Genomic DNA, 12,473 nt, shown 5'->3' with positions numbered 1-12,473 from the left:
GTGCGGCTGGGGGATTCGAAACTGTCCATCACCGGCCGCCCCGGCGCAGGGCGACGAACTCGGTCAGTTCGGCGGTGCTCAGGTCACTGAGCGCGGCCTCCCCGGAACCCACTACAGAATCGGCGAGTTCCCGTTTTCTGACGAGCAGTTCGGCGATCCGGTCCTCGACGGTCCCCTCCGAGCGGAAGGCGTGCACCTGTACCGGGTGGTCCTGCCCGATGCGGTACGCCCGGTCGGTGGCCTGGTCTTCGACGGCGGGGTTCCACCAGCGGTCGTAGTGCACCACGTGGGTGGCCTGCGTAAGGTTCAGACCGGTGCCGCCGGCCTTCAAGGACAACAGGAACACCGGGAAGGCGCCGTCCTGGAATTCGGCCACCAGCTTCTCCCGCGCTTTGGCGGTGGTTCCGCCGTGCAGGAAGCCCACCGTGACGCCACGCTTCTCCAGGTGCGTACGGATCAGCCGGGCCATGACGGTGTACTGGGTGAAGATCAGCACCGACTCGCCCTCCGCGAGGATCACCTCAAGCAGCTCGTCGAGCAGCGCCAGTTTTCCGGACCGGCCGGTGAGTTTCGGGTTCTTCTCGCCGAGGAAATGCGCCGGATGATTGCAGATCTGCTTGAGCGTCGTCAGCAGTTTCAGCACGAGCCCATGGCGTTTGATGCCGGCGGCCGAACCGATCTCCGCCATGATCTCCCGGACCTGCGCCTCGTACAACGTCGTCTGTTCGGCGCTCAGCGCGACCGGGTGCTCGGTGACCGTCTTCGGTGGCAGCTCGGGGGCGATGCCCGGGTCGGACTTCTTCCGGCGCAGCAGGAACGGCCGCACCAACCGGGAGAGCCGTTCGGCCGTCCTGGGGTCGCGGTCCCGTTCGATCGCGGTGGCGTAGCGGTCCGCGAACATCTCGCGGGTGCCGAGAATGCCGGGGGTCGTCCAGTCCAGGAGTGCCCACAGATCGGTCAGCCGGTTCTCCACCGGGGTGCCGGTGAGCGCGACCCTGGCCTGCGCGGGCAGTGCCCGCAGTTCCTGTGCCGTACGGGAATCGGGGTTCTTGGCGTGTTGCGCCTCGTCGGCGACCACCAGGCCCCAGTCGACGGTGGCCAGTCGTCCCCGGTCGCGCAGCAGGACGCCGTACGTGGTCAGGATAATCTGATTGCCCGTCAGCTCGGTCAGATCGCGTTCGGTGCCGTGGAAACGGCGGACGGTGGTCGTGGGCGCGAAGCGCTCGACCTCCCGTTCCCAGCTGCCGAGCAGCGAGGTCGGGCAGACCACCAGGGTGGGCCGGGCGGTCGCGGGCGCCAGCTGCCGGTGGAGGTGCAGGGCGATCAGCGTGACGGTCTTGCCCAGGCCCATATCGTCGGCCAGGCAGCCACCCAGGCCCAGGGCGCACATGTCGGCCAGCCAGGTCAGGCCGCGCCGTTGGTAGTCACGCAAGGTCGCGGCGAGCGCGGCCGGCTGGGGGACCTCCCCGCCGGGGTGTCGCGCCTCGGGGGAGCGGAGCCGTTCCAGCAGGTCGGCGAACCCACCGACGGGCGCGCAGGGCACGGCTTCGCCGTCGACTACGGCGGTTCCGGTGAGTCCGGCGGTGAGCGCGTCCACCGCGCTCATCGGTTTCAGGCCCCGGCGGATACGGGCGAGCAGCTTCGGGTCGGCGGCGACCCAGCCGTCCCGGAGTCGAATCAGCGGACGCCTGGCCTCGGCGAGTCCGTCCATTTCGGCTTCGGTGAGCCGGCGTCCGCCGGCGGTCAGTTCCCAGCGGAAGTCGAGCAGTGAGTCGAGGGAGAAGAGCCCGCTGCTGGCGTGCTCCTGTTTCATCTCCAGGGTCGTGCCGGAATCGAGCGGACGGACCATGTCCCGGGGCCAGTGGACGTCGATGCCCGCGTCGGCCAGTGCACGCCCGGCCTGTCCGACCAGGTCGAGGACATGCTCGTCGGTCAGTTCGAGGGCGTCGGGCACCGGCTGCTCCAGCAACTCGGCCAGCGCGGGCCACGCGTCCGCCGCGCGGCGCAGCGCCAGCAGGGTGTCGTCCTCAGCGTGCGGGCCGAACTGGCGTACGGCGTCGCGCGGGGAGCGCCACAGTACGTCGGCGTCGACGAGGACGGACGGGTCGTCGGCGGGGCTGAGCTGGACGACCGCGCGGAACCGGTCCGTGCCGGGGTCCACGCCGGGCGGGTCCGGCCGGCTGTCGTTGTCGGATTCGTCGCTGTCGCTGCTGTCGCTGCTGTCGTCGTCGTGCGGCAAGGTGTGGAAGGGATCTTCGATGCGCAGTGCGAGCCGTACCCCGCTTGGCTTCTGGCGGCCTGTCGCCTTCCGGGTTTCGAAGATTAGTTCGCCGACCGCTTCGGACACCTCGCCGGCGAACGCCGGGAACCGGACGGCCATCCGCGAGTCACCGGTGCGGGGCAGTGAGTCGGCGATGGCATCCCAGAACTCCCGTACGACGGAGGCTGGATGGGGCAGTCGTAGCGGTTCGGGGCCGTCCAGCGGGGTTGCGTACGCCGCCGGCGGGAAGGCCTCGGCGAATTCCGTCAACCGTACGAGGTCGTCATCGTGCAGCGGACCGGCACGCCAGGCGTCGGAACCGTCCTGACTGACCGTCGGATAAAGGCGGCCGTCGGCCGTCAGCGCGGTGCCGAGGGCCGCGGCGACGGCCCAGGCGGCGAGCGCCGGTTCGACCGGGTCGACGGTCGGCAGCCTGGCCGCCACGGCCAGGAGAAACGGCAGTGCTTCCGGCAGGGGCACCAGGCGGGCCGGCACGCCGGCACGCCGTACGGTTCCGTCGTCGTGCGGGAGCGCCAGCTCGATCTTTCCGGCTTCCCCCAGCTCCGGCAGCACTGCGGGGCCCCACAACGCGAGTCGTCCGTTCCGCGGCGGATCCGCGGGGAGGAAGACGGCGCGGGTGGTTTCCATGAAGTCGCCCCTGTTCTGTGCGTTACCTATTGATGCCATGCCAGTCGCAGTGCTGCCTATTGACGCTGTGTCAGTCGAAGTGTTCTTCATTGACGTCACGTCAGCCGAACAGTCCAGCGCGGTCGAGCTCGCCCATCAGGGCACGCTTGCGCCGGTGCCGGTCACGGAAGTCAGTCAGGAGATCACCGAAGGTGGCCTCCCGGCCGTCTTTGATCATCAGGGCCCGGACCTTCGCCAGATACCGGGCGGCTTCCGCGTACCGGTCGCGGTTCAGGTCCACCGCGATCTTCTCGGCGGTCTTGACGAACAGCGGCGCCACTTCTCCGGGGTGGGTGGCACCGCGGAGCTCCGCCGCCTCCATCAGCAGTTCTTCGGGGCAGTGCCCGCCCATTTCCTGGGCCTGCGCCCAGGCCGGTTCCGCGTCCCGCTCCGTCAGCAGGATCTCCAGGAGTTCCCGGCCCGGGCTGTTCCAGGTGCTCCGGTTCTTCCGGCCGGCCATCCGCAGAGCCTCCAGCGCCTGACCGCGTCCGGCAGTCCAGCCGGCGGGGTCGTCCGCCCACGCTTCCTTCAGCCGGTCGTACGAAGCCCGCCCCGGTGCGGCGGCGAACGCGTCCCCGACGAGGGCGCGTCGCAGCTCCGGCAGGCCGAGCTCGGTACCGAGTTCCATCGCATGATCGAGCAGCCGCTTTGTGCCGACGTAGTAGCCACCCGCGGTCGCGTCGGGGTACGTGACGAGCCCACGCCGTGCCCAGCCCAGGGCCGCCTCAGGGCGGCCGAGGGCCCGCAACTCCTCGACGACGTCGCGGAACCGCTGCTCGTTGCCCAGCTCAGCGGCGAGGATCGCCAGCACCTCGTCGTGGTCACCGGCCCGCCGGGCCTGTTCCGCGGCCAGCGGGCGCAGCGTCTCCTGCTCCTGGGCGGGGGATTCCTCGAACCGCTCGCGGGCCAGCTGGTAGAACGCTTCGACGCCGGTTTCGCCGAGTTGGACGGTGTACGTCTCGGGAAGACCACCAGTGCCTTCGATGTACAGGTCGAGGAGTCGTCCGGCCTTGACCTCGGGCGCGGCATCGTCGCCGAGCACGGCCCCGGTGTACGCGTCGGCCAGTTCGGCCTGCACCTCCCCGGGCGCTGTCGCGTCCGGGAACCTGTTGTCGTAGTCGCGGGCGAGTGCCTCATGGAGGAATCCGCCGAGCTCGCCGTCGTCCCTCCACAGTCGCCGGGCGCGGGCGATCTCCTCCAGCAGTCCGGGCCCGGTGCCCCGGCCGTCCAGCAGCCGCACCGCGTCGACGATCTCATCCGCCGCGGCGACGATGTCCGCCACCTCCCAGTGCCGACCGGAGGCGATCCGACTGTGCCGGGCGTTCAGCGTACGCAGGGCGGCCACATCGGACGCGGTCACCTTCGGGGTCCGGCCGGCCAGCGCGAAGACCCGCAAGGCGAGTTTCCCGTCGACGGCGGCCAGTTCCACCACGAGTGCCGCCAACTGGTCGTGCGTCAGTTCACCGGCGGCGACGGCGAGACCGGGTCCGGCGACGAAGTCGGAGACCGCAGCGGGCGCCACCACCGGGGCTACGGCCGGAACCGCCAGCTCGGCAAACGTATAGTTCTTCTCCACTGCGGCCAGCGCCACCGCCACCCCGTGCTTGCAGAACGGCCCGCTGCCCTCCTCGTTGTAGGGACAGTCGCACTCACAGGACAGCTGTCCGCCGTGGATCCCGACCCACACCTCGTACTCGTAGCTGCCCCGCACCGACGCCCCGGCGCCGCCGAACGACGGCCCCAGCCCGACGATCCGCTGCTGCCGGAAATACGCGGCCCCGCGGTCGTAGACGGCCTTCCCCGCTGCCCGCAGGATGGTGTTCTTGTCGACTGTGGTGCTCATCTGCCTATTCAATCCGAAGACGGTACGGCTCCTGACACGAACCCCGGGAAACAAGCCGCGTCGATCATGTTGAACAGTCCCCTGAAGGGTTTCCGTAGGGGACTGTTCAACATGACCGACGCGGCTGGGTAGGGGAGTTCAGCTGACGTAGTCGTCCATCGCCTTGTAGATCCGCTTGTCCGAGATCGAGTACGCCGTCCCCAGGCCCTGGGCGAAGTAGCTCACCCGCAGCTCCTCGATCATCCAGCGGATCTTCACCAGTTCCTCGGGCACCGACTGGCCGGGGCGCAGTTCCGCCACCAGCTCCTTGTACTCCTTCTCGATCAGGTGCACCTTGTCCGTCCGCTGCCGGTCCCCGGTGACGTCCGACGGCAGCCGGACCAGCCGGCGGTCGAGCCCGCGGATGTAGCGCAGCACGTCGGCCAGGCGCGGCCACGTCGTCGCCGTCGCGAAGTCCTTGAACACCAGCGCGGACAACTGCTGGCGGATGTCGCCGACCGCCGGGACCAGGGCGAGCGACTTGGTGTCCTTGAGCTTCCGTTCCACCGCGTGCGCCGTGAACAGGATGTTCGCGACCTTGCCGACACTGTCGGTGATGACCGCGTTGATGTTCAGCCGGACCTTCTCAAGCAGTGCGTCGAACGCCACCGCGTTCCACACCGGACCGCCGGCCTCCCGCACGATCTTGTCGCACGCGCAGTTCAGGCAGTCCTCGAACAACGCGGCCGTCGAACCGTGCGGGTTGTGGCCGAGGGCCAGCTTCACCGGGTTCGACAACTTCCCCTGCGCGTGCTTGACCGGGGACGACGTCAGGTTCAGCAGGATCAGCCTGCGGGTGCCCGCCCACATCGCCCGCTTCTGCTCGTCAGCCGTGTGGAACAGCTTGACGCCGACGCTGGTGCCTTCGTCGACCAGCGCGGGGAAGCCCTTGACCGCGGGGAGTCCGCGCCCGCCGCCCAGGTGCTGTTCGAACGTCCGGGGCAGCTCACCGAAGTCCCACTTCGTGATGCCCTTGCGCTCAAGCCCCTGGACCTCGGCCGCCGCCGTGATCGCCTGCTGCATCTTCGGCGCGAGGCGGTCCTTCAGCCCGGTGAGGTCCTTGCCCTCGGCCAGAGTCTTCCGCTTCTCGTCCAGGACCCGGAACGTCATCCGCAGGTGGTCGGGCATCCGCACGAGGTCGAACGCGTCCAGCGGCACCCGGACCCCGGTCATCCGGGTCAGCTCACGCGCCAGCTCGTCGGACAGATATCCGTGTCCGGACTTCATCCGGGTCATCACCGCCCGCGCGTAGTCGGGGGCGGGCACGAAGTTGCGCCGGACGGCTTTGGGCAGCGACCGGATCAGCTCGGTCACCGCGTCGAGGCGCAGGCCCGGGATCTGCCAGTCGAACCCCTCGTCGGAGATCTGGTTCAGCACGGCGAGCGGAATGTGCACGGTCACACCGTCGGCGTCCGCGCCCGGCTCGAACTGGTAGGTCAGTCGCAGCTTCAGATCGTGCTGCCGCCACCAGTCCGGATACGCCTCAGCGGTCACTTCACCGGCGGAGTTCCGTACGAGCATTGACTTTTCGAAGTTCAGGAGATCGGGCTTCTCCCGCGACTCGCTCTTCCACCACGAGTCGAAGTGCGCCCCGGAGACGACGGTTTCCGGGATGCGCTCGTCGTAGAAGTCGAAGAGCACCTCGTCGTCCACCACGATGTCCCGGCGGCGGGCCCGGTGTTCGAGCTCCTCGACCTCGTCGAGGAGCTTGCGGTTCTCCTTCAGGAACTGGTGGTGTGTCCGCCATTCGCCCTGCACCAGCGCGTGCCGGACGAAAAGCTCACGGGACAGCTCCGCGTCGACGCGGCCGTAGTTGACCTTCCGCTGCGCGACGATCGGAATGCCGTACAGCGTCACTTTCTCGTACGCCATCACCGAACCGGAGTCCGCCGACCAGTGCGGCTCGCTGTAATTGCGCTTCACCAGGTGCTCGGCCAACGGCTCGACCCACTCGGGGTCGATCTTCGCGCAGACCCGGCCCCACAGTCGGGACGTCTCCACCAGCTCCGCCGACATCACCCAGCGCGGCGGCTTCTTGAACAGCGACGACCCCGGGAACACCGCGAACTTGCCGCCGCGCGCGCCGAAGTACTCCTGTTTGTTCGGGTCTTTCAATCCGATGTGCGACAGCAGCCCGGCGAGCAGCGAAGTGTGGATGCGCTGCGGGTCGGCCGGGGTGTCACTCTGCTCAAGTTCGACGTCCATCGACCGCATGACCTGCTTGAGCTGCGCGTAAAGGTCCTGCCATTCGCGTATCCGCAGGTAGTTCAGGAACTCGGTCTTGCAGAGCTTCCGGAACTTGCTGCTCGACAGTTCCTGCTGCTGCGTCCGGACGTACTCCCACAGGTTCAGATAGGACATGAAGTCGGACTCGACTTCTTTGGCGACAAAGCGCGCGTGCTGCTGCTGTGCCTGTTCCTTCTTCTCCTGCGGCCGTTCCCGCGGGTCCTGGATGGACAGGGCCGCCGCGATGACGAGGACTTCGCGCACGCACCCGTTCTTCTGCGCTTCGAGGACCATGCGCGCGAAACGGGGGTCGAGCGGCAACTGGGCGAGTTTGCGGCCCAGCGGCGTCAGGCGTTTCTTCGGGTCCTTCTCACGGGGGTTGATGGCCCCCAGCTCGTGCAGCAGGTTGAGGCCGTCGTTGATGTTGCGGTGGTCCGGCGGGTCGATGAACGGGAACGCGGCGATGTCACCCAGGTCGAGCGACGTCATCTGGAGGATGACGCTCGCCAGGTTCGTGCGGACGATCTCGGCGTCGGTGAACGCGTCGCGCGACTCGAAGTCCTTCTCCGAATACAGGCGGACGCAGATGCCTTCGCTGACCCGGCCGCAGCGGCCCTTGCGCTGGTTGGCGCTGGCCTGCGAAACCGGTTCGATCGGCAGCCGCTGGACCTTCAGCCGGTGGCTGTAGCGGGAGATCCGGGCGGTGCCCGGGTCGATCACGTACTTGATCCCGGGGACCGTCAGCGAGGTCTCGGCGACGTTGGTCGCCAGGACGATCCGCCGCCCCCGCCCGGTCGTGAACACCCGGTGCTGTTCGGCGGACGACAGCCGGGCGTACAGCGGGACGATCTCGACCTGCCCGAACTGCGACCTGCGGGTGTTCCACTTCTTCAGCGCGTCCTCGGCGTCGCGGATCTCCCGCTCACCCGACAGGAACACCAGGATGTCGCCGGGACCCTCGCCGATCAGCTCGTCGACGGCGTCGAGGATGCCCTGCACCTGGTCGCGCTCCCCCTGCACGGCCAGGAAACCGTCGTCCGGATCCTCGTCGTCGTCCGCCGGCTCACTGTCCGGCAGCAGCGGCCGGTAGCGGACCTCGACGGGGAACGTGCGCCCGGACACCTCGATGACCGGGGCGTCGCCGAAGTGCTTCGAGAAGCGCGCCGGGTCGATCGTCGCGGAAGTGATCACGATCTTGAGGTCCGGGCGCTGCGGAAGCAACTGCTGGAGGTAGCCCAGGATGAAGTCGATGTTGAGGCTGCGCTCGTGCGCCTCGTCGATGATGATCGTGTCGTACTGCCGCAGGAGCCGGTCGTGCTGGATCTCCGCGAGCAGGATGCCGTCCGTCATCAGCTTGACCAGGGAACGCTCGCTGACCTGGTCGTTGAACCTGACCTTGTAGCCGACGGCCTCGCCGAGCTCGGTGCCGAGTTCCTCGGCGATGCGGTCGGCGACGGAGCGGGCCGCCAGACGGCGCGGCTGCGTGTGCCCGATGAGCCCGCGGACACCGCGGCCCAGCTCCAGGCAGATCTTCGGCAGCTGGGTGGTCTTGCCGGACCCGGTCTCACCGGCGACGATCACCACCTGGTTGTCGCGGATCGCCGCGAGGATCTCGTCCTTCTTCTGCGAGACGGGCAGCTGCGGCGGGTAGGTGACGGCGGGGACGCCGGCCCGCCGGCTCTCCACCCGTACGGCCGCCTTCGCCGCCTGCGCGGTGATGTCGGCGAGGATCTCCGCCCGCTTGTGCGGGTTCTTGACCTTCCGCGCCCCGTCGAGGCGGCGGCGCAGTCGGCTCTCGTCGCGCAGCATCAGCTCGGACAGGCGTTCCTGCACCTGGGCAGGGGTGATCTCAGAAGAGGCTTCGGCGGTGCTCACAGGCGGGGATCCCAATGCATCAGTCATAACTGTCGCAAGGATATGCATGATCCCGGCCTGTCCTGCCACTGGATTAACGCCGGGAGCCCGCCGGCGGTCATTCCGGGCCGAAGACCACCTGGAACCGCACTTCGTGGTGCCGCACGGCCGGGGCCGGCAACTGTTCGAGGCAGTGGGTGACGTGCAGGGCCAGGCCCGGGTCGTCCGCCGCCGAGACGAGGGCCTGCGCCGGCAGCCCGGGCAGCAGGCGCAACTCGGCGGTCAGCTCGGCGACCCCGCTGCCGTCCACCGCGTCGTCCACCGCGTGTTCGACCGTACGGATGAACGCCGACAGCTCCTGAACCGTGGTCGCCAGGCCGATCTCGGCCTCACCGGTGAGCAGCACTATCCGCCGTACGGCGAGGTTCCGCAGTGTCCGCGGGGGACTGGCCGCCGGCCCGGGGGAGTAACTGCGGAAACCGCCTTCGGCGTACAGGACCCGGCCGTCCAGGGACAGCTGCCGGTTGGGGACCACCTCGAAGGAGACCTCGCTGATGAAACCTTCGGTCAGGACACAGGTGTACGGGTCGCCTGACACGACGGAGTCGACGAGCCGGTGGAACTCGGCGTCCGGCAGCGTGAGCGCGAAGCCGTCCTCCAGCTCGGTGGCCTGCGGCGGGACGTCACCGTGCGCCAGGAGCAGGAAACCGCCGCCGACGCCGTCGTTCTCGTACGACGGGGTGCGGTCGCCCGTGCCCGCGTATATCGCCCCCCGCCCGGTGTCCGGCTGCCACACGGCGGCCATCGGGGCGGTCGGGGATATCCCGGTGAACAGGGTGAAGCTCTCCGGGGCCTGGCGCAGCAGCTCGGCGAGCCGGGGCCGGTCCTCCTCGGTGACCCGGACGTCCAGCCGGGGCCCGGTGCGCACGGCCTCGGTGAACCACGCGTGCGCGCGGGACGTCCGGGCCAGGATCGACGCGTCGTCGTGCACGCCCGGATCTATGACACTGTCCCGCCGGCCGTCGAACCACCACGGGAAGGGGTAGACGCGGGCGCGCTCGCCGAGCAGCGTCAGCACCCGGGCCTGCCCGAACCTGACCGCCCCGTCGGTCTCGCGCGGGGTCAGCGGCACGGCGAGCAGCGGCGGGACCGTGTACGTGTTCAGCTCCAGGCCGGGCACCGGCCACCCGGGGACCGGGCAGGCCGTGTACACCAGCCCGCCGACCGGCCCGCCGTCGCCGATACCGGGCTCGAAGGCCGCCAGCGAGGTGCACCCGCCGGCCTCGACGACGGAGCCTTCGGCGGCCAGCGTGTAGATCTGCCGCAGCAGCGCGAGCGGGAACCCGGGGAAGCGGACCGGGTCCTCGTGCGGGCCGCGGACCAGCGCCAGGACGATCTCCCGCTGCCCGGCCGACTCCATGCCCTGTGTGGCGTAGACCCACGCGCGGGTGCCGTGGTGCGGACCGCCCCGCCCGGCGGCCACCGCGCACTCGGTGACCACCACCGACAGGCGGCCGGGTATCACCTCAGGCCGGTCGATCGGCACAAAAGGAACGCTTCTGACGTTCACGTCCGATTCCCCTCCCCTGAGGTTTCCCTGAGGTTTCCCTGAGGTGCCGGTTTCCGGCACGGCCGTTCGACTACCCGGATCGTGGCACCTTGTCGGAGTTCGGCGGACTTGTGCAAGCCGTCGCAGACCCGGGAGGGGCCACTGCCCTGCCGAAAGGTTTCTTTAAAGTACTGGCACCGCCTTCGGCCCGGTTGGGCTGAACTGTGGACCGTCCGGCGGCGGTGAATGCCGGCCGGGTGACCCGGTCCGGCCGAGTACCGCTACTCAGGTGACCGCCGACCGCCCCGGCCAAGGTGGTCCACGACCCGCCGTGCCGCAGACCAGGGGAGCCGACGATGCCCACACCCAGCAGGAACCCGCTGACAGTCGGAGCCGGAACCGATGCCTTTCCCGCGCCGCGACTGCGGCTCGTGCCGCAGCCCGCACCCGTACGACGACTGTTCCTGGTGCCCCCGCCCCCGCCTGCGGCGTGGCTCAGGTCCGTGCCCGGATCTGGTGCTGACCCGGCACCGTCGCCCGCGCCGGTTCCCGGGACCGTGACCCGGCGCCACCTCAGCCTCGTGCCACCGCTGTAGACCGGCCACCGTTGTAGACCGGCCCCAGCTGTAGGACAAGCCCTGCTGTCGGTTGTCGCCGCCTCCGGTCGGCTGCCGCCGGTCGCCGCCGCTGGAGTTCAGCCCCCCGCAGGCACCGACATCTTCCCGCTCAGCCACTCCATCGCCGGAGTCAGCTGCTCCGCCCACGTCTTGAAGTTGTGCCCGCCCGCGTCGCGGATCAGCGTCGACACCGTCATCGGCGGCTTCGCGAGCTTCGCGAACTCCATGGAGTCCGGGTAGTCCGGCTCGCCCTCCGCGCTGCTGGCGAGCAGCACCTGGACAGGAGGGCTCGGCAGGTTCTTGATCCGCCACAGCAGGTTGTTGCTGTCCTTGACGGCCTTGCTGCCGCCGTACAGGTCGCCGGTCGTCGAATCCTGGACGGCACCGTAGTAACCGGACAGTGACACCGCGCTTGCGTAGCGCCCGGAGTTCATCATCGCCAGCTTCAGCGCGCAGTACCCGCCGGTGGAGTTGCCCATGAACGCCCACGCTTCGCGGTTCGGCGACGTGCGCCAGCGGGCGGATACCGCCTCGGGCAGGTCCTGCGTCAGGAAGGTCTGCGCCTGCGGACCGTCGGGCACATCCGTGCACTCGGTGTCCCGCGGCGGGGCCACGGTCGGCCGCAGGAGCACGTAGACCGTCGGCTGGATGCGCCCCGACTGCATACCTTCAGCGGCCCGTACCGGGATCTTGAACCGGTCGATCAGGTATTTCGCGTCCCCCGGGTAGCCGGTCAGGACGGTGACGACCGGAAAGCGCTTCTGCGCGAATTCAGGCTGGAAGTACTGCGGCGGCAGGTATACGAACGCCGGATTCGAGACACCGGACCGTACGCCGGCTATCTCGGTGTCGACTATCTGCCCGGCCTTGGCCGGTATACCGCCCTCGGGCATGCCGACCGGCTGCGTCCCCTTCACGGTTATCGCGTCGGCCGGGTTCCAGCCGTTGCGCCCCTTGTCGGTCAGCTTCGGCGTGGCGTTGTTGCGGCCGAACAGATCGTCGAAGGACGAATAGAAGGAGAAGTAGAGGTTCGCGACCAGCGTGAGCGCCAGGATGATCGACAGCTGTCCGACGAGCAGTGCGCCCAGACGCGCGGCGAGGAACCGCTTCTTCCGCTCGGCCAGACGGGGCCACAGCCACACCGTCGCCAGCAGGATCAGCACCGCTATAAGGGCGCACAGGACTATGAGCTTCTTACTGGTCAGACCCACGGATCGCCTTTGGCTCAGATTGTTCGGGCGCTGCTCCCGACGCTGCGCGCGGCTGTCCCAAATGCGCGCCACGCCGTACCCGGATTATCTGCCACGCCCGGTTGCCGGGCCCTGCGGGGGTAGCCCGACCGGTGGCCGGGGTGGGCGGCCACTACGCACGCGAGGGCGGGACCATGGTGTTCGCCAC

At 69.1% G+C, this 12,473-nt stretch carries 5 protein-coding genes; all 5 read right to left on the bottom strand.

All coding sequences use genetic code 11. From position 1 onward, the window contains the following. Nucleotides 1–28 precede the first annotated feature (28 nt). The 5 genes from AC0Z36_RS07015 to AC0Z36_RS06995 all read right to left on the bottom strand — a co-directional run bounded on the left by AC0Z36_RS07015 (nucleotide 29) and on the right by AC0Z36_RS06995 (nucleotide 12,286). A complete protein-coding gene (locus AC0Z36_RS07015; protein ID WP_485461820.1) occupies nucleotides 29–2,908 on the bottom strand; it encodes a DEAD/DEAH box helicase in 2,880 nt (959 codons plus the stop codon). 100 nt (nucleotides 2,909–3,008) lie between these two features. Beyond that, nucleotides 3,009–4,790: an SWIM zinc finger family protein gene (locus AC0Z36_RS07010; protein WP_485461819.1), complete on the bottom strand. Its 1,782-nt coding sequence runs from the start codon at nucleotides 4,788–4,790 to the stop codon at nucleotides 3,009–3,011. Between the two features lie 138 nt (nucleotides 4,791–4,928). Next, nucleotides 4,929–8,957: an ATP-dependent RNA helicase HrpA gene (gene hrpA / locus AC0Z36_RS07005; RefSeq protein WP_485461818.1), complete on the bottom strand. Its 4,029-nt coding sequence runs from the start codon at nucleotides 8,955–8,957 to the stop codon at nucleotides 4,929–4,931. A gap of 70 nt (nucleotides 8,958–9,027) precedes the next feature. Next, a complete protein-coding gene (locus AC0Z36_RS07000) occupies nucleotides 9,028–10,479 on the bottom strand; it encodes a hypothetical protein (protein WP_485461817.1) in 1,452 nt (483 codons plus the stop codon). Between the two features lie 673 nt (nucleotides 10,480–11,152). Then, the gene (locus tag AC0Z36_RS06995; RefSeq protein ID WP_485461816.1) at nucleotides 11,153–12,286 is read right to left on the bottom strand and encodes an alpha/beta hydrolase; all 1,134 of its coding nucleotides are present in this window, start codon (nucleotides 12,284–12,286) and stop codon (nucleotides 11,153–11,155) included. Between the last annotated feature and the right edge of the window lie 187 nt (nucleotides 12,287–12,473).

The sequence above is a fragment of the Kitasatospora sp. UYEF31 genome, from assembly GCF_057291755.1.
The sequence above is the reverse complement of the archived record's forward strand: the minus strand, read 5'-3'. Positions and strand labels throughout refer to the sequence as shown.